Source organism: Pseudomonas sp. GW821-FHT10B02, assembly GCF_059415665.1.
The window spans coordinates 35,487-51,381 of the sequence record NZ_JBWKNR010000007.1 but is presented as its reverse complement, the minus strand read 5'-3'; the positions used below and the strand labels follow the sequence as shown (position 1 = coordinate 51,381).

General features: G+C 60.4%; 19 protein-coding genes and 1 tRNA gene. 12 read left to right on the top strand and 8 right to left on the bottom strand.

Annotation, left to right across the window (positions count from 1 at the left end; all coding sequences use genetic code 11):
- Positions 1-100: 100 nt before the first annotated feature.
- Entirely contained in the window at positions 101-1,063 is a 963-nt protein-coding gene (locus tag AC07OF_RS12415) for an alpha/beta hydrolase (protein ID WP_157191682.1), read from the bottom strand.
- A gap of 133 nt (positions 1,064-1,196) precedes the next feature.
- Here AC07OF_RS12415 and aroC point away from each other — a divergent pair, with 133 nt between their 5' ends.
- From aroC to AC07OF_RS12400, 3 genes are read left to right on the top strand one after another with little or no spacing between them, the layout of a single operon-like run.
- Positions 1,197-2,288 (top strand): chorismate synthase, encoded by a 1,092-nt coding sequence (aroC, locus tag AC07OF_RS12410; RefSeq protein ID WP_038608404.1) that lies wholly within the window; start codon positions 1,197-1,199, stop codon positions 2,286-2,288.
- A gap of 38 nt (positions 2,289-2,326) precedes the next feature.
- Entirely contained in the window at positions 2,327-3,472 is a 1,146-nt protein-coding gene (locus AC07OF_RS12405; protein ID WP_157191683.1) for an MFS transporter, read from the top strand.
- Between the two features lie 12 nt (positions 3,473-3,484).
- The gene (locus AC07OF_RS12400) at positions 3,485-4,012 is read left to right on the top strand and encodes an acireductone dioxygenase (protein ID WP_495072933.1); all 528 of its coding nucleotides are present in this window, start codon (positions 3,485-3,487) and stop codon (positions 4,010-4,012) included.
- A 66-nt stretch (positions 4,013-4,078) separates the two neighbouring features.
- Here the strand turns inward: AC07OF_RS12400 and AC07OF_RS12395 are convergent, their stop codons facing one another.
- Positions 4,079-4,351, bottom strand: coding sequence for a DUF3509 domain-containing protein (locus tag AC07OF_RS12395; RefSeq protein WP_157191685.1), 273 nt, complete (start codon positions 4,349-4,351; stop codon positions 4,079-4,081).
- Between the two features lie 273 nt (positions 4,352-4,624).
- Between AC07OF_RS12395 and AC07OF_RS12390 the strand changes: the two genes are divergently transcribed.
- Both AC07OF_RS12390 and AC07OF_RS12385 read left to right on the top strand, forming a co-directional pair.
- Positions 4,625-5,149: an ankyrin repeat domain-containing protein gene (locus tag AC07OF_RS12390; RefSeq protein WP_157191686.1), complete on the top strand. Its 525-nt coding sequence runs from the start codon at positions 4,625-4,627 to the stop codon at positions 5,147-5,149.
- Positions 5,150-5,209: 60 nt separating this feature from the next.
- Complete coding sequence (locus tag AC07OF_RS12385) at positions 5,210-5,740, top strand: hypothetical protein (RefSeq protein WP_191833482.1); 531 nt, start codon at positions 5,210-5,212, stop codon at positions 5,738-5,740.
- Here the strand turns inward: AC07OF_RS12385 and AC07OF_RS12380 are convergent.
- A complete protein-coding gene (locus AC07OF_RS12380; protein ID WP_157191688.1) occupies positions 5,737-6,678 on the bottom strand; it encodes a ZIP family metal transporter in 942 nt (313 codons plus the stop codon). The genes AC07OF_RS12385 and AC07OF_RS12380 overlap by 4 nt on opposite strands.
- Positions 6,679-6,806: 128 nt before the next feature.
- On the opposite strand from AC07OF_RS12380, the gene AC07OF_RS12375 reads away from it, so the two are divergent.
- The gene (locus AC07OF_RS12375) at positions 6,807-7,010 is read left to right on the top strand and encodes a PLDc N-terminal domain-containing protein (RefSeq protein ID WP_038608424.1); all 204 of its coding nucleotides are present in this window, start codon (positions 6,807-6,809) and stop codon (positions 7,008-7,010) included.
- A 45-nt stretch (positions 7,011-7,055) separates the two neighbouring features.
- Here AC07OF_RS12375 and AC07OF_RS12370 read toward each other — a convergent pair whose 3' ends face one another.
- Positions 7,056-7,529, bottom strand: a complete 474-nt coding sequence (locus tag AC07OF_RS12370; RefSeq protein WP_038608427.1) for a methylated-DNA--[protein]-cysteine S-methyltransferase — start codon at positions 7,527-7,529, stop codon at positions 7,056-7,058.
- On the opposite strand from AC07OF_RS12370, the gene AC07OF_RS12365 reads away from it, so the two are divergent.
- From AC07OF_RS12365 to AC07OF_RS12350, 4 genes are all read left to right on the top strand, one after another.
- The gene (locus tag AC07OF_RS12365; RefSeq protein WP_191833484.1) at positions 7,528-7,728 is read left to right on the top strand and encodes a hypothetical protein; all 201 of its coding nucleotides are present in this window, start codon (positions 7,528-7,530) and stop codon (positions 7,726-7,728) included. The genes AC07OF_RS12370 and AC07OF_RS12365 overlap by 2 nt on opposite strands.
- Before the next feature lie 14 nt (positions 7,729-7,742).
- A complete protein-coding gene (locus tag AC07OF_RS12360) occupies positions 7,743-9,827 on the top strand; it encodes an LTA synthase family protein (RefSeq protein WP_157191690.1) in 2,085 nt (694 codons plus the stop codon).
- Positions 9,828-9,964: 137 nt separating this feature from the next.
- Positions 9,965-10,201: a hypothetical protein gene (locus tag AC07OF_RS12355; RefSeq protein ID WP_191833486.1), complete on the top strand. Its 237-nt coding sequence runs from the start codon at positions 9,965-9,967 to the stop codon at positions 10,199-10,201.
- A gap of 186 nt (positions 10,202-10,387) precedes the next feature.
- Complete coding sequence (locus tag AC07OF_RS12350) at positions 10,388-10,720, top strand: ribonuclease E inhibitor RraB (protein ID WP_038608436.1); 333 nt, start codon at positions 10,388-10,390, stop codon at positions 10,718-10,720.
- A 110-nt stretch (positions 10,721-10,830) separates the two neighbouring features.
- Here AC07OF_RS12350 and AC07OF_RS12345 read toward each other — a convergent pair whose 3' ends face one another.
- Complete coding sequence (locus AC07OF_RS12345; protein ID WP_495072932.1) at positions 10,831-11,634, bottom strand: c-type cytochrome; 804 nt, start codon at positions 11,632-11,634, stop codon at positions 10,831-10,833.
- A 528-nt stretch (positions 11,635-12,162) separates the two neighbouring features.
- Here AC07OF_RS12345 and AC07OF_RS12340 point away from each other — a divergent pair.
- Positions 12,163-12,891, top strand: a complete 729-nt coding sequence (locus tag AC07OF_RS12340; RefSeq protein ID WP_476445662.1) for an amidotransferase — start codon at positions 12,163-12,165, stop codon at positions 12,889-12,891.
- Between the two features lie 9 nt (positions 12,892-12,900).
- Here the strand turns inward: AC07OF_RS12340 and AC07OF_RS12335 are convergent, their stop codons facing one another.
- The 3 genes from AC07OF_RS12335 to AC07OF_RS12325 all read right to left on the bottom strand — a co-directional run bounded on the left by AC07OF_RS12335 (position 12,901) and on the right by AC07OF_RS12325 (position 15,470).
- A complete protein-coding gene (locus AC07OF_RS12335) occupies positions 12,901-13,872 on the bottom strand; it encodes a magnesium and cobalt transport protein CorA (RefSeq protein ID WP_157191693.1) in 972 nt (323 codons plus the stop codon).
- A gap of 65 nt (positions 13,873-13,937) precedes the next feature.
- Positions 13,938-14,660, bottom strand: a complete 723-nt coding sequence (locus tag AC07OF_RS12330; protein ID WP_038616303.1) for a lysophospholipid acyltransferase family protein — start codon at positions 14,658-14,660, stop codon at positions 13,938-13,940.
- Positions 14,661-14,780: 120 nt separating this feature from the next.
- Entirely contained in the window at positions 14,781-15,470 is a 690-nt protein-coding gene (locus tag AC07OF_RS12325) for a crotonase/enoyl-CoA hydratase family protein (RefSeq protein WP_157191694.1), read from the bottom strand.
- Between the two features lie 289 nt (positions 15,471-15,759).
- On the opposite strand from AC07OF_RS12325, the gene AC07OF_RS12320 reads away from it, so the two are divergent.
- Positions 15,760-15,849 (top strand) — tRNA-Ser (locus tag AC07OF_RS12320).
- Positions 15,850-15,895: the final 46 nt, after the last annotated feature.

The window sequence follows — 15,895 nt, the reverse complement described above, 5'->3', positions numbered from 1 at the left end:
AATCCTCTTGTGCACAGCAAGCTGGACACAATCACGATGCCAGCATCGGCTTATCGGCAGAATCGTCCGGGACTGGAGGCGGAATTTCGCTGAAATTCGCTCAGGCTGCGGGCAGCCTGTGGATAAACTCGACGACGCGCTCGCCCAGTTCGGCAGCTTGCGGCAATTTCGGATTCAGGTAACTGTCGCGCTGCTGGCTTGCCGCCTGCGGGGCAATCCTCAGCATGTGGTTCATGCCCTGGATCAACGCCAGTTCGGCGTCGGGCTTGGCAGCCTTGAGCCGTTCGGCATTGCTGACATCGACCTGGATATCGTGGGTACCCTGGATGATCAGGGCCGGTACTTTCACCCGGGCGAACGCCGCTGCCGGGTCCTGGCGAAACAACGAAATCAGGTACGGCTGGACCGACGGGCGCAGCACATCCTGCAGTGGGCGAGGGATGTTCGACGCGGTGCGCCCGGCCTTGAGGGTATCCAGAATCTGCGTCACTTGCTCGCTGTAGCGGGCCGGTACGCGGCCAGCGAGCTGTGCACGAAAGACCTCATCGATCGGCCGGCCGCTGCCGGCCACACTGATTACGGCGCTGGCGCCACTCGGTTCAGCGGCCAGACTGGCAATCAGCGCGCCTTCACTGTGCCCCAGCAGGATCAACTGACCGAAACGTGGATCGGCCTTGAGTTTATGGCTCCAGGCCACGGCATCGGCGACATAGCGTTCAACCGTCAGGTCGCGTTCATCCGGTGTCGCTGCCTGGCTGGCGGCAACGCCGCGCTTGTCATAACGCACACTGGCAATCCGGTTCTTGGCCAGCACCAGCGCCAGTTGCCGGAGGTTGTCGGTGTGGGCGCCGTCCGGGCTGTTGCCGTTGCGGTCAGTGGGCCCGGAGCCGGGGATGATCAGCACCACCGGTGGCGGTTGTTCGGTGCGCGGCAACAGCAGGCTGCCGTACAGCGTGCCGCTACCGGTATCGAGACTGATCGGGCGTTGCAATACAGTAGGGGCGCCAGCGTGCACCAGACCGCTGAACAGCAGGGCGATTACCACGAAAACGCGCAACATCATCAGGCCACTATCGAGGAGTTGGCTTTTTGACCGGTGCCTGGGCAGAAGGTTCGCTGTCAGGGATGAACTGAATGGTTAGCCTGCGTATACTGGCGGCCTTGTTCAAATCAGGCTGATTCGCGGAGCGTCCTGCATGTCCGGCAATACCTACGGCAAGCTGTTCACTGTCACCACCGCTGGCGAAAGCCATGGTCCGGCGTTGGTCGCCATTGTCGACGGCTGTCCGCCGGGCCTGGAAATTTCCCTGGCCGACCTGCAGCACGACCTCGACCGGCGCAAGCCCGGCACCAGCCGGCACACCACCCAGCGTCAGGAAGCCGATGAAGTCGAAATCCTTTCCGGGGTTTTCGAGGGCCGTACCACCGGTTGCGCCATCGGCCTGCTGATTCGCAACACCGACCAGAAGTCCAAAGACTACTCGGCGATCAAAGACCTGTTCCGTCCGGCCCACGCCGACTACACCTACCACCACAAGTACGGTGAGCGTGACTACCGTGGCGGTGGCCGCAGCTCGGCGCGGGAAACCGCCATGCGTGTGGCTGCGGGCGCGATTGCCAAGAAGTACCTGGCCAGCCAGGGGATTCGCATTCGTGGCTACATGAGCCAGTTGGGTCCGATCGAGATTCCGTTCAAGACCTGGGAGTCGGTGGAGCAGAATGCGTTTTTCAGCCCCGACCCGGACAAGGTGCCGGAGCTGGAGGCTTACATGGACCAGCTGCGTCGTGACCAGGATTCGGTCGGGGCGAAGATCACCGTGGTCGCCGAAGGCGTCATGCCGGGCCTGGGTGAGCCGATTTTCGACCGCCTGGATGCCGAGCTCGCGCATGCCTTGATGAGCATCAACGCGGTCAAGGGCGTGGAGATTGGCGCAGGTTTCGCCAGCGTGGCGCAACGCGGCACCGAGCACCGCGACGAAATGACTCCCGAAGGTTTCCTCAGCAACAACGCCGGCGGCATTCTCGGCGGGATTTCTTCCGGTCAGCCGATTGTTGCCCACCTGGCCCTGAAGCCGACTTCGAGCATCACCACCCCGGGTCGTTCGATCGATGTGCACGGCAACCCGGTTGAAGTGATCACCAAGGGCCGTCACGATCCGTGCGTGGGCATCCGCGCCACGCCGATCGCCGAAGCGATGATGGCAATCGTGCTGATGGACCACCTGCTGCGTCATCGTGGCCAGAACGCCGATGTACGCGTGAGCACACCGGTGCTGGGCCAGCTGTAATGCCATCACCAGGCAAACGCGCCGCGGCCTGCTGAGCCGTGGCGCCGATCCCCTACTGGCGGCTGTCCAGCTTCTACCTGTTCTACTTCGCCTTGCTCGGTTCTACAGCGCCTTTCCTGGCGCTGTATTTCCATCACCTGGGGTTTTCCAGTGCACGGATCGGCGAGCTGGTGGCCATCCCCATGCTCATGCGTTGTGTCGCGCCCAATCTGTGGGGCTGGCTCGGTGACCGCAGTGGTCGGCGCCTGCTGATCGTACGCCTGGGGGCGCTGGCGACCCTGCTGAGCTTCTCGCTGATTTTCTTCGCCAAGAGCTATGCCTGGCTGGCGCTGGTCATGGCCTTGCACGCGTTCTTCTGGCATGCGGTGTTGCCGCAGTTCGAAGTCATTACCCTGGCGCATTTGCAGGGCCAGACCGCACGCTACAGCCAGATTCGCCTGTGGGGCTCGATCGGCTTCATCCTCACTGTGGTTGGCCTGGGGCGGCTGTTCGATGGGCTGAGCCTGGATGTGTATCCGCTGGCGCTGGTGATCATCATGGCCGGCATCGTCCTTGCCAGTCTCTGGGTGCCCAACGCCCAGCCGCCTGGGCAGAACGAGCGCAGCCAGGGTGGCTTTCTCAAGCAATTGAGCAGCCCCGGCGTGGCTGCGTTCTATGTCTGTGTGGCGCTGATGCAGCTCAGTCACGGGCCTTACTACACCTTTCTGACCCTGCACCTGGAACATCTGGGCTACAGCCGCGGTGTCATCGGTATGCTCTGGGCCCTGGGTGTGGTCGCCGAGGTGTTGATGTTCCTCGGCATGAGCTGGATTCTGGCGCGGGTCTCGTTGCGCCGCGTGCTGATGGCCAGTTTCGTCCTGGCAGCCCTGCGTTGGCTGCTGCTGGGTAATTTTGCCGAACACCTGGCGGTGTTGCTGTTCGCCCAGGTCTTGCACGCCGCTACGTTCGGCAGCTTCCACGCCGCCGCCATTGCTTTTGTGCAACGTAGTTTTGGCGCCCGTCAGCAAGGCCAGGGGCAGGCCCTGTATGCTGCCCTGGCGGGAACCGGCGGCGCCTTGGGCGCCCTGTATTCCGGCTACAGCTGGAATCTGCTCGGCGCAGCTACCACCTTTAGTATTGCCAGCGTCGCAGCGCTGGCTGCAGCCGTTATCATTGCGACCCGAATGAAAGAAGCCGAGAACTAGGAATTTCCTCTGATGAGCAGCCTGTCCGTTTACCACCTGTCCACTCCGGACACCCCTAACAAGGTTCTGACCCACCTTGAGGACATCGCTTCGACCCTGGCTGAGCATGGCGTGCGTTTCGAGCGCTGGCAGGCCAGTGCGCCGATTCAGGCGGGCGCCAGTGACCAGGATCTGATCGGCGCTTATCAACGCAGTATCGATGCCCTGAAGGTCGAGAAGGGTTATGCCGGTGTTGAAGTAACCCGCGAAGCGGATGCCAGCTTGCTTGCCGAACATACCTGCGAAGAAGATCAACTGTGCTTTTTCGCCGCCGGACGCGGGCTGTTCAGCCTGCATATCGCGGATTACATCTACGCGGTGTTGTGCGAGAAAGGCGACCTGATCGGTGTGCCGGCAGGGGTTCGGCATTGGATCGATATGGGCGCGGAGCCGCGGTTTGTGGCGATTCGGCTGTTCAACAAAACACCGGCAGCGGTTGCCCAATTCACCGGCGCAAAGATTGCCGAGCAATTCCCAGGTCTTGAAGACTGTGAGATGTAACGAACAAGGCCAGCCCCTGTGGGAGCTGGCCTTGCCAGCGATGGGGCACGAAGTGGCCCTGGCTGCTTAGCGATAAGTCGGCAAAGCAAAACGCTGCTGGCTCTGCAGCCGGGAAATCACTGGCAGTTCACTGGCTTGCTCAGCCAGGTCGCGGCGAATCGCACTGATCGCCCAGGTCAGCTGTTCGGCGCTGTGCAATTGCCCGTAGGAAATCGAGCGTTTGACCTGTTTGCCATCTGCTGCGCGCAAGGTCAGCAGAATTCCACCATCGGGCCGCGCCTGGGTGGTGACGGCATAGGCGGAGAATACCGAGGCGAACTTTTCCTGGATGAGGTCCATATCAACTCCTGGCTGTGGGTGGCAGACATGGAGTGATAGGTGCAGTGACTGTGCCAGTTCTGATTTATTAAAAAACTATTAAATATCAATATGTTAGCTTGATTTCCTAATTACATCGGCGTGCATTCTGCAAGGCCGCGTACATTCCACCGTGCATTTTGCAAGGTGCGCTGGCCAATAGAAATGTTCTGTTGGCACCATCGGTTATCCACAATGGACCTGAAGGCTTGCCTGGCAAATACTTGGGTCTTCAAACCCGCCAGGAGGTTCCCCATGTCCGACCAACGCAGCTCCACGCCCATGAATGACGACGAAGCCGCCGCGTTCGCCGAAGAAGTCTTCGAGCGGGCTCGCCAGGGCGATGCAGTCATGCTTGCGCGCTTGCTGGAGAAGGGCCTGCCGGCCAACCTGCGTAACCACAAAGGCGATACGTTACTGATGCTCGCCAGTTACCACGGTCATCTCGACGCGGTAAAAACCCTGCTGCAGCATGGCGCCGATCCACTGATTGCCAACGACAATGGCCAGTTGCCAATGGCCGGCGCGGCGTTCAAGGGTGATCTGGCGATGGTCCGGTTGCTGGTGGAGCAGGGTGTGGCGGTCGATTCGGCTGCGGCCGACGGGCGTACTGCGTTGATGATGGCGGCCATGTTCAACCGTACCGCGATTGTCGAGTACCTGCTCGGCAAAGGCGCTGATGCACAGCGTCAGGACGCCAAGGGCATCAGCGCGCTGGGCGCCGCCCAGGCCATGGGCGCCGCCGATACCGCTGCGCAGTTGCAAGCGCTGCGCGGCTAACCCCCGGGGGCCTTTTGCGGCTATCCTTGGCGACTTTTTTCAGCGTCGCAGGGCCCCTTCATGAAATCCCAACTGGTCGAACTCATCGGCAAAATCAGCGCCGGCTGCATGCGCGAAGAAGACATCGAGCGCATCGCCGACGAGGCCGCCCAGGCCTATGCCGACCCGCAAGCCTTCCTGGCCGCCAATCCTGACATCAACTACGACGACAGCTTCCCGATCCCCTTGGGTGAGTGGATCGTGGTCGGCAGCTTGCCTGACACGGTGCTGTTCCAGGCCGATACCTACCAGGACCTGTTCGCGCAGATCGTCGATTCCTTCGACAAGAGCATCGCCTTCAACCTCAAGCCCAAGCAATTGGCCAAGGTCGAGCCGTTGACCGCACTCAACCGCATCCAGGTGCAGATGGGCGCGATGAACAAAGAGGCCGGTGGCTATGTGCTGATGAACTTCAGCCAGCTGCTCGATGATGAGCTGCAGATGGTCATGGTTGGCGGTAACGACCTGGCGCGGGTGCTGGAGCTGTGTGCCGAGGTGGGGGTTGCCGCAGCGCCTGCTCTGGAAGCGCTGCGGGTAGCGGTGCACGTTTAACCGAGGGCGGTGTCGAGGAACATCATCACCGCAAAACCGCCCATCAGGCCGAGGGTTGCCGAGGTCTGGTGACCATTGCGGTGGGTTTCCGGAATCACCTCGTGAGACACCACGAAGATCATCGCGCCGGCCGCCAGGCCCATGCTCACCGGGTAGGCGATGGCAAAGCCGGTGGAAATCCCCAGGCCGATGACCGCGCCGATCGGCTCCATCATGCCGGAGCCGATCGCCACCAGCGCCGCCTTCAAGGTTGAAAGCCCGGTGGCGCGCAACGCCAGGGCCACGGCCAGGCCTTCGGGAATGTCCTGGATGGCGATGGCGCTGGTCAACGGCAGGCCAACATTCAGGTCGCCATTGGCAAAGCTGACACCGATGGCCATGCCTTCGGGCAGGTTATGCAGGGTGATGGCCAGCACGAACAGCCATACCCGGTTGATCCGCTCGGCCTGCGGTCCGCAGGGGCCGGTACTTTCATGTTCGTGCGGGGTGAAACGATCGAGGCCAAGCATCAGCAACACCCCAAGCCCCATGCCGATGACCACGGTCATGGCTGCATAGGGGCCGTTGCCGGTGATTTCACGGGCAGCATCCAGGCCCGGCAGAATCAGTGAGAACGAACTGGCGGCGAGCATCATCCCGGCGGCAAAGCCGAGCATCACATCCTGGCTGCGCGCGCTGACTTCACGCAGGACCACGGCCATGACGGCGCCGAGCGCCGTCGCGGCAAACCCGGCCAGGCCACCGAGCATTGCCATGTGCAGGTTTTCCTGATGATCGCCATGTACGGCGTTCCAGGCGCTGGCGGTCAACAGGCCAATGACTGCCAGCAGGCTCAGGCCCAGTCCGGCGCTCAGCCAGGGCGTGGTTTGTGCCTGCTGCAACCAGGCGCTCCAGAGTGTCGCCGGAGCAGGGCTGCTGGAGCTTTGGGCGGGGGGCATAGGAACCTCACTGAACCATATCGATGAGCCGAGTGTAACCAGTGCTGTTGAGCTGCCGCCAAGCATTAACGTCTATGGGGCTCATAGCGAGCTATCCTGTGGGCACACGTGTTCAAGGGAGCGGCAGCATGGGTTCCACATTTAATGGCCTGGTAGGCCTGATCATCCTTGTGCTGGATATCTGGGCGATCATCAATGTGCTTAAAAGCGGCGTGGGGTTGGGGCCGAAAATCCTCTGGATCCTGTTGATCCTGCTGCTGCCGGTGCTCGGGCTGATTATCTGGGCGATTGCCGGGCCGCGCGGCGGTGGCAGCGGGTTTGCCCCGCGATAGGCTTGGCTGTGCTGATCGCGGGACAAGCCCGCTCCCACCGTTGAGTCAGATCAGCCATGCCCCTTCAAGCTCCAGCAGCATCTGCTTGCGCTCCACGCCCCCGGCATAGCCGGTCAAGGTGCCGTTGCTGCCGATCACCCGATGGCAGGGGACGATGATCGCGATCGGGTTGGCGCCGTTGGCAGTACCGACCGCACGAACGGCGCGAGGGCGGCCGATTTGCCCGGCCAGGTCGCTGTAGCTGCAGGTGGTGCCGTAGGGAATACGCTGCAAGGCTTGCCAGACTTCCCGTTGAAAAGGCGTACCCAGCGGCGCCAGCCTGACGTCGAATATCTCGCGTTTGCCAGCGAAGTATTCGTCCAGTTGGCGCGCCACTTCATCCAGTCGATGCTGCGCAGGCAGCCATTCGCCCGGCAGTTCCCAGGGCTGCGCGGCATCCATGTGCAGCAGGTGCAGGCCCTGATCGTCGCCGGCCAGCAACAGTGGGCCAAGCGGGCTGGGCTGATAGCGGAAATACATGGTGCTGCGCCTGATTGATGAAGGAATGAGCACAATATTGCAAGTCGTTGCCGGGCGTGTCCATCAACGAAATTTTCACATTCGATTATGGAAAATCCGCGCGCGCAATTATCCGTTCGCCGAATGGCCGTGCATTGCCCTCGGGTTTAGTGCACATTTGCCGATTCGTTTTTTCGCCTTTCTTGAATCTGAATCCTAGGGATCTTCCTATCCATGGCTAACACGGACGCCTTGAGTGATCAGCGGGCTGCGTCGCGCCCGCTGCAACCGACGCTAAAATCGCACCTGGCCTACACCCTGCTGTGTGGCCTGGTGATCATGCTGATGCTCAGCCTGGTACGTTTGGGCCTGCTGATCTACAACAGCGACATGATCGGTGACACACCGATGTCGACGGTGGCCGAGGGTTTCCTCAATGGCCTGCGCTTTGACTTGCGTGTGGTTGTCTACCTGAGCATACCGCTGCTGCTGGCCACCCTCAGCGCCCGTGCCATGGCTGCCCGCGGCCTGTTCCGGGTGTGGCTGACCATCGCATCGAGCATCGTCATGTTCCTTGGCCTGATGGAACTGGACTTCTACCGTGAGTTCCACCAGCGCCTCAACGGTCTGGTATTCCAGTACGTCAAGGAAGATCCCAAGACCGTCCTGAGCATGCTCTGGTACGGCTTCCCGGTGGTGCGCTACCTGTTGGCGTGGCTCTTTGGCACCTGGTTGCTGAGCCTGTTGTTCAAGGGCATCGACCGCCTGACCCGTCCCCGTGGCGCTTACCAGAACCAGACGGCCGGCAGCCGTGCGGTGGCCCCGTGGTATGTGCGCGGCGTGGTGTTCTTCATGATCTTGCTGGTGGCTGTCATCGCCGCCCGCGGTACCCTGCGTCAGGGGCCACCGATGCGCTGGGGTGATGCCTTTACCACCGACTCGAATTTCGTCAACCAACTGGGCCTCAATGGCACCCTGACCTTGATCGACGCGGCCAAGAGCCGTTTCGGTGAAGATCGCGCCAATGTCTGGAAGTCGACCATCGAGCAGACCCTGGCCACCCAGACCGTGCGTGACATGCTGCTGACCGGCAACGACAAGCTGGTCGATGCCGACAGCGCTGCAGTACGCCGTGACTTCACGCCGCCGGCCGACAATACCCTGCCGATCAAGAACGTCGTGGTGATCCTCATGGAGAGCTTCGCCGGTCACTCGGTAGGCGCCCTGGGCAGCCCGAACAACATCACCCCGTACTTCGACAAACTGGCCAAAGAAGGTCTGCTGTTCGATCGCTTCTTCTCCAATGGCACCCATACCCACCAGGGTATGTTCGCCACCATGGCCTGCTACCCGAACCTGCCAGGTTTCGAATACCTGATGCAGACGCCGGAAGGTGGCCACAAGCTGTCCGGTCTGCCAGCGCTGCTCAGCGCCCGTGACTACGACGACGTCTATGTCTACAACGGCGACTTTGCCTGGGACAACCAGTCGGGCTTCTTTGGCAACCAGGGCATGACCACCTTCATTGGCCGCAATGACTTCGTCAATCCGGTGTTCTCCGACCCGACCTGGGGTGTGTCCGATCAGGACATGTTCGACCGTGGCGCCGAAGAACTGGCCAAGAACTATGGCAAGAAGCCGTTCTATGCACTGCTGCAGACCCTGTCCAACCACACGCCGTACGCTTTGCCTGCCGAGCTGCCAGTGGAGCCGGTAACCGGCCAGGGGCGTCTCGATCAGCATCTGACTGCGATGCGTTACTCCGACTGGGCGCTGGGCCAGTTCTTCGAGAAGGCGCGCAAAGAGCCGTACTTCAAGGAAACCCTGTTCGTCATTGTCGGTGACCATGGCTTCGGCAATCACCAGCAAGTGACCGAGCTGGACCTGGGCCGTTTCAACGTACCGCTGCTGCTGATTGCCCCGGGCATCCAGGAGAAGTTCGGAGCGGTCAATCACACTGTCGGTACCCAGATCGACATCGTTCCGACCATCATGGGCCGCCTGGGCGGCGAAACCCGCCACCAGTGCTGGGGACGCGACCTGCTCAACCTGCCGGCTGGCGATTCTGGTTTTGGCATGATCAAGCCGTCGGGCAGCGAGCAGATCGTTGGTCTGATCAAGGGTGATCGCATCCTGATCGAGTCCAAGGACATGTCGCCGCGTATGTATCGCTACGAGCTGGGTGGCAACTTCAAGGCCGAGCTGATCGAAAGCCCGGACCAGAAGGACCTGACCCACAAGCTTGAGTCGTTCATCCAGACCGCGACCAAAAGCTTGCTGGATAACACCGCGGGTGTTGTCCACGGTGTGCCGGATTAACGCATAGCGTTGAACAGAAAGAGGCCTTCGGGCCTCTTTTTTTATTTTTGAAATGGTGCGGCTGAACGTTCGTCGGTTGCATGGGTCAACGGATTGTAGGGCGATTCACCCTGAGCATCCGTACAGAGGAGAATCCAATGAAAGCGTGGGTCATTACCTTTGTTGATCAGAAAGGCGAGCGTACCTCGCTGCCGTTCACGTCGGAGCAAGAGCCCAGCATCGAGGAGGCCGCACGGCTGATTCGTACCCACCTGTTCCCGGTCATGGATGAACTGGACCTCAATGATTTCCAGGACCGCGCCAGCATGCCCACAGCCAAATGGCTGAAGGAGCAGAATGGCGTGGAGATCACTGCCATTACCGAGGCGCCCTGAACCGCCTGGTTGGCGCACTTGGCAACTTGGCACTACGCTGCAATCAAGGTCGGGCCGATTTTTGCGATCGCCCGGGCTTGCCGATCCACGTCATGCATCAGCTCGAATTGCCCCCGCACAGCTTGTGTGGCGGGCAGGTGCGTTTTGCACTGAAAGTCTATCCATCGGTAGTTAGGAGGACGATTCATGAGCAGCCAATACGAGGACATCAGCAGCACGGTATTACGCCAGATGAAAGAGGGCGGCTTCAATTTTGCCCAGATTCATCCCATCGAGTTCTATGCGGTTTTCCCTGATGAGGCGCGGGCAAGACGGGCAGCGGGACAGTTTCGCGGAGAATCGTTAAGCGCCCAGGTACATGAGCGTGATGATGGCGCCTGGAACCTGGAATTGAGCAAGGTGATGTATGCCACCTACGGCGGCATCGATGAGTTCGAGCAGGATTTCGAAGCCGTAATAGCCCCGTTGGGCGGTGAAATCGAAGGCTGGGGCGTGAAACAGGAGCGCCAGCTGGCCTGAGCCACGCTTCGCAATGAAGCGTTGAGCGCAAAGTAGCCGCAGCGGTTGTACACATTGGGTGCAACCGCGCGTCTTTGAAATGACCACTTATTGAAATAAAACAATGCAGATCAAGGCTGCTTGCGGGTCGCCATGTGCGCGAGGTAAGCGAGCAGGGCGTCGAGTTCCGGGTCGCTGAGCACGGCGCTGGTGAAACCGGGCATCTTCGCCTGCGGCCACTGGCGCAGGCTTTGCGGGTCGCGAATGTAGCTGCGCAGGAACGCCGGCTGGAAATACTCGGTGGGGTTGTGCGGCAGGTTCAGGTCCGGGCCGAACTGGGCGTCACCCGCGCCATTGAGACGATGACACGCCAGGCAGTTTTTCTGGAACAGCGCGAAGCCGAGGTTGACCGGGTCGTCACTGGCCAACTGCGCATCCGGGAGCAGCGCTGGAAAACGCGTGGCGACCGGTGCCAGGCGCCGGATGCTGGCGACCTGGAAAGGCCACTGCTCAGGGCTGATCCCTCCGGCCTGGGGTTGTGTCCAGACCAGGTAAAACGGCCCGGCGCTGTGTTTGCCAGCGCCCAGTGCAGGCCAGGGCCTGGCTGGATCTTCGACGGCCAGCCAGGCGCGTGCCGGGCCGTCCTTGAGCAGCGGGGCCGCCGGCATCTCGGCGGCAAAGCCATCGTCGGCCACGGCTTGCAGGTGATCTTCTGGTCCAACACCTTCAAGCAACACCGCCAATGGCACGGCGCGGTAGTGCATGGTTTTCTTGTACGAGACGTCGTTGTCGATGCGAATATCCTGGGCCAGGGGGTGAGCCAGCAGTTCGGCGCTTTGCCAGTGGCGGCTGGCGCTACCCAGTTCCAGGGTCAGCTGCGCCGCCTGCAGGGGCAGGCAGAGCAGGGTCGACAACAGGACGAAGTAACGGCGCATAGACAATCTCCAGCGAATCAAGGCTGGCAGAGTACCTGCGCAGGGCCGTAGAGGGCCATAGTGAGGTTCAGCCGAACAGGCGTGACAGGTTCGGCAGGATCAACAGCAATGTCGTGGCGAAGAGGATGAGACCGGCTTGACGTACTTTGGATTGTTTGAACATGGCTGACCGCCTTTTTGTTGTTATTCCTGAGTGCCCAATGGCTTCCTTGTCGTCGATCCGGCAAACATGGGTAACGCGGTTTGACGTCCAGACGCGAACCTTTGCTAATGGGTATACAACTAACCTTAGGGTCAACGTCAGCTGTGTTTTAGAACGCTTTCGTATTTGTGTGTTTTTTAATCTTCTTTTTGGTTATGAGGCCTTATGCCATCTGGCAACTATTCCCCTTGCTAGACGCTTGCAATGGTTCTGTACCTGGATCCACTTGGGGTGACCGTTCGTCAGTGCATCATACTTGCCTGCAAGCCTTATTCGGGGCAGGCTCTAGGGGGCAATCCCGCCTTTTGTCGTTCAGGACTATTTTTATGTCGTTACGCATCTGCATCCTGGAAACCGACGTCCTGCGACCCGAGCTGATCGGGCAGTATCAGGGCTACGGACGGATGTTCGAGCAGTTGTTCACCCGGCAACCGATCGCCGCCGAGTTTGACGTATACAACGTGATGAACGGCGAATACCCCGCTGATGACCAGGCATTCGATGCCTACCTGGTGACTGGCAGCAAGGCCGACTCGTTCGGCGATGATCCGTGGATCGAAACCCTCAAAGCGTTTCTGCTGGCACGCTACCAGCGTGGCGACAAGTTGCTGGGTGTGTGTTTCGGTCATCAACTGCTGGCGCTGCTGCTCGGTGGCAAGAGCGAGCGTGCCAGCCAGGGCTGGGGGGTGGGTACCCATCGCTATGTAATGAATGCCAAGGCACCGTGGATGAGCCCGCAGGTCGAGGAGCTGACCCTGTTGATCAGCCACCAGGACCAGGTCACCCGCCTGCCGGAAAACGCCACGGTGATTGCTTCAAGCGATTTCTGTCCGAACGCCGCTTACCACATTGGTGATCAGGTGCTGTGCTTCCAGGGGCACCCGGAGTTTATCCACGACTATTCGCGAGCGCTGCTTGAGCTGCGCCAGGACAAGCTGGGTCAAGAGGTCTACCGCAAAGGCATCGACAGCCTGGCGCATGAGCACCAGGGCAGCACGGTTGCCGAATGGATGATGCGTTTCGTCGCACACAAACCCCAGGGCACCCCGACCTGAGGTTGCGGCTTATAGCCAGCCCGAGCGTTTGAAGCTGGCATACAGCGCCGTGCAGCCCACGGCGATGCCGCCGAGCACGGCGAAGTAGCCGTAATGCCAGCTCAACTCCGGCATGTTCTGAAAGTTCATCCCGTAGATGCCCGCCACTGCGGTGGGAAACGCCAGGATCGCCGCCCAGGCGGCGAACTTGCGTTGCACGATGCTCTGGCGCGATGACTCCAGCAACATGCCGATTTCGATGGTCTGGCTGGCGATGTCACGGATCCCGGCGAGGTCTTCCATCTGCCGGGTCACGTGAATCTGCACATCGCGAAAGTACGGACGCATGTTCTTGTCGATAAAGGGGAAGGTCAGACGCTGCAGTTCTTCGCTGACCTCGACCATCGGCGCAACGTAGCGGCGCAGGCGCAGAATGTCGCGGCGCAGGCTGTGCAGGCGGCGGATGTCGTCTTCCTGGAGCGAGTTGCTCAGTACGCTTTGTTCCAGTTCTTCGATCTCGCCGTGGATGGCTTCGCCGATGGGTTGATAGTTTTCGGTGACGAAGTCGAGCAGGGCGTAGAGCACGAAGTCCTCACCATGTTCCAGCAGCAAGGGCCGTGCTTCGCAGCGTTGGCGGACCAGGGCGTAGGACTTGGAGTGGCCGTTGCGGCAGGTGATGAGGTAGCCGTTGCCGGCGAAGATGTGGGTTTCGATGAACTCCAGTTTGCCCTCATGGCGCACCGGCGAATAAGTCACGATGAACAGCGCGTCGCCAAAGGTTTCCAGCTTCGGCCGGCTGTGTTTTTCCAGGGCATCTTCAATGGCCAGTTCATGCAGATTGAACTGGCTTTGCAGGTTGGCCAGCTCCTGGGCATTGGGCTCTTCCAGGCCGATCCAGACGAAGTGTCCGGGTTTACTGGCCCACTGGCTGCCTTCATCGATACTGATGTTGGTGACTTTTCTGCCGGCGCTGTACACCGCCGCCGCAACGACTCGTCCCATGGTGATTCGCTTCTTCTGATGACCGTGCCAGTAGCTTGGTCTGCCACACAGAATTGAGCAACCGTTCAGGCCTGTTGCAGTTCGGTTTCCATCAGGTCGATGCAGCGCTGCATCTGTATCCGGCATTGTTCGGCCAGGGCCGGAACGTCCTGCTGAGTCAGGCCGCTGGTTGCAATCGGCGGCAGGGAGCGGATGATCACCTTGCTGCGGCGCCAGCTGTTCAGGCGCAGGCGCTGGGTATAACGGCTGACACACACTGGCACGATCGGTACACCGGCTTCGATCGCCATGTGGAAGGCGCCTTTCTTGAAGGGCGCCAACTGCTCTGCGGCGTTGCGTGTGCCTTCGGGGAACACCCAGATCGATGTGTCGTCTTCACGCAAGGTGCGCGTGGTGGTCTGCATGGCACGGCGAGCATGGTAGGAGTTGCCACGGTCAATCAGCACATTGCCGCCCAGCCAGAACAGCTGGCCGAACAGCGGTATCCATTTCAGGCTTTTTTTGCCGATGCATACAGTGCGTGGTGGGACCACGTGCCCCAGGACAAACAGGTCATGGTTGGACTGGTGGTTGGCAATGATCACGCAGCCAGGCGGCTGATCGAACAGCGGACCGACCTCGGCCTTGACCTCCAGGCGCATCAGCCAGGTGGCGGGAAGTCCGTACAGGCGGGCATAAATGCGGCTGTTATCCGGGTTGAAGGGCCGACACAGGCCGATCAATACACCAACAATACCGATCAGAACAAAATGCAGTCCCAACAGGAACATGCGTGTAAGAAAAAGCATCATACGACTCACATAGGCAAACGCGGCGCAGTGTACGGGTGTGCACTTGCGCGGGCAAACGCTCAATGCGGTCGTAGCGGCCTGATTGTGTAAGCAAACGCAATCAGGCCTTGGTAGGGGTCAGGCCAGGTGTTCCTGATCGCGGATGATCGCGTCGTCGAGGGCGTCGAGCAGCGCCTTGCGCACCTTGAGCTTGGTGTGTTTGTGCGCGTTCATGTTGATCTTCTTCAACTGACGCGCAGCGGCCAATGCTGTTTCCTGCAGTTGTTCGACCGGTACAACCTTGTCGAGGAAACCGGCATCCACGGCGCTGACCGGGTCGAACATTTCGGCGTTGATCACCGAGCGGTGGAAGGCCGAGCGGCGCAGGCGGTCACGGGCCAGTTCGATACCGGCGTGGTGCATGGTCATGCCGATCTGCACTTCGTTCAGGCCGATGCTGAAAGGGCCTTCGACGCCGATGCGATAGTCGGCCGACAGCAGCAGGAAGGCACCCTTGGCCACGGCATGACCCGGGCAGGCGACAATGATCGGGAACGGGTGCGCCAGCATGCGCCGGGCCAGGGTGGAGCCGGCGGTGACCAGGCTGACCGCTTCCTTCGGGCCGGCGGTCATTACCTTGAGGTCGTAGCCGCCGGAGAGAATGCCCGGCTGGCCGGTGACTATGACTACGGCACGATCCGTCACCGCCTGATCCAGGGCAGCATTGAACGCGGCAATGACGTCTGGCGAGATGGCGTTGACCTTGCCGTTGTTCAGGGTCAGGGTCGCGATGCCGTCTTCGAGGTGGTAGGTAATCAGCTCACTCATGACACAGTTCCTAAAGGGAGAGTGGAGCAGACGTTACTCAGGCTGGGCAGTGAGGTAAAGCGCTGTGACTGACTGGGCGGTCAGCCTCGGGCGGCTTTTCCGTGCAGGTTGGGGGTGGCGGGTCAGGGGCTGCCGAAGCACTCCAGAGATTGGCGACTTTGCCCTGTGTGCTGCGGTTTTTTCACGGACTGGCTTAAGCGCATGAAAATTCTGAAAAAAACCTTTGCCATCAGAACCTGTTTCGACTACATTAGCGCGCCTCGACAGGCTGAACAGCTTGAAGAGAAACGGTGAAGTGTCCGAGTGGCTGAAGGAGCACGCCTGGAAAGTGTGTATACAGGAAACTGTATCAAGGGTTCGAATCCCTTCTTCACCGCCACATTTAGAAAAGCCCCCGACTTGAAAAAGTCGGGGGCTTTTTGCAT

Bases quoted from the DNA above. Each gene is read 5' to 3' on its own strand.
- AC07OF_RS12415 (WP_157191682.1), bottom strand. From the start codon at position 1,063: ATGATGTTGCGCGTTTTCGTGGTAATCGCCCTGCTGTTCAGCGGTCTG.
- aroC (WP_038608404.1), top strand. From the start codon at position 1,197: ATGTCCGGCAATACCTACGGCAAGCTGTTCACTGTCACCACCGCTGGC.
- AC07OF_RS12400 (WP_495072933.1), top strand. From the start codon at position 3,485: ATGAGCAGCCTGTCCGTTTACCACCTGTCCACTCCGGACACCCCTAAC.
- AC07OF_RS12395 (WP_157191685.1), bottom strand. From the start codon at position 4,351: ATGGACCTCATCCAGGAAAAGTTCGCCTCGGTATTCTCCGCCTATGCC.
- AC07OF_RS12390 (WP_157191686.1), top strand. From the start codon at position 4,625: ATGTCCGACCAACGCAGCTCCACGCCCATGAATGACGACGAAGCCGCC.
- AC07OF_RS12385 (WP_191833482.1), top strand. From the start codon at position 5,210: ATGAAATCCCAACTGGTCGAACTCATCGGCAAAATCAGCGCCGGCTGC.
- AC07OF_RS12380 (WP_157191688.1), bottom strand. From the start codon at position 6,678: ATGCCCCCCGCCCAAAGCTCCAGCAGCCCTGCTCCGGCGACACTCTGG.
- AC07OF_RS12375 (WP_038608424.1), top strand. From the start codon at position 6,807: ATGGGTTCCACATTTAATGGCCTGGTAGGCCTGATCATCCTTGTGCTG.
- AC07OF_RS12365 (WP_191833484.1), top strand. From the start codon at position 7,528: ATGGTGCTGCGCCTGATTGATGAAGGAATGAGCACAATATTGCAAGTC.
- AC07OF_RS12370 (WP_038608427.1), bottom strand. From the start codon at position 7,529: ATGTATTTCCGCTATCAGCCCAGCCCGCTTGGCCCACTGTTGCTGGCC.
- AC07OF_RS12360 (WP_157191690.1), top strand. From the start codon at position 7,743: ATGGCTAACACGGACGCCTTGAGTGATCAGCGGGCTGCGTCGCGCCCG.
- AC07OF_RS12355 (WP_191833486.1), top strand. From the start codon at position 9,965: ATGAAAGCGTGGGTCATTACCTTTGTTGATCAGAAAGGCGAGCGTACC.
- AC07OF_RS12350 (WP_038608436.1), top strand. From the start codon at position 10,388: ATGAGCAGCCAATACGAGGACATCAGCAGCACGGTATTACGCCAGATG.
- AC07OF_RS12345 (WP_495072932.1), bottom strand. From the start codon at position 11,634: ATGCGCCGTTACTTCGTCCTGTTGTCGACCCTGCTCTGCCTGCCCCTG.
- AC07OF_RS12340 (WP_476445662.1), top strand. From the start codon at position 12,163: ATGTCGTTACGCATCTGCATCCTGGAAACCGACGTCCTGCGACCCGAG.
- AC07OF_RS12335 (WP_157191693.1), bottom strand. From the start codon at position 13,872: ATGGGACGAGTCGTTGCGGCGGCGGTGTACAGCGCCGGCAGAAAAGTC.
- AC07OF_RS12330 (WP_038616303.1), bottom strand. From the start codon at position 14,660: ATGCTTTTTCTTACACGCATGTTCCTGTTGGGACTGCATTTTGTTCTG.
- AC07OF_RS12325 (WP_157191694.1), bottom strand. From the start codon at position 15,470: ATGAGTGAGCTGATTACCTACCACCTCGAAGACGGCATCGCGACCCTG.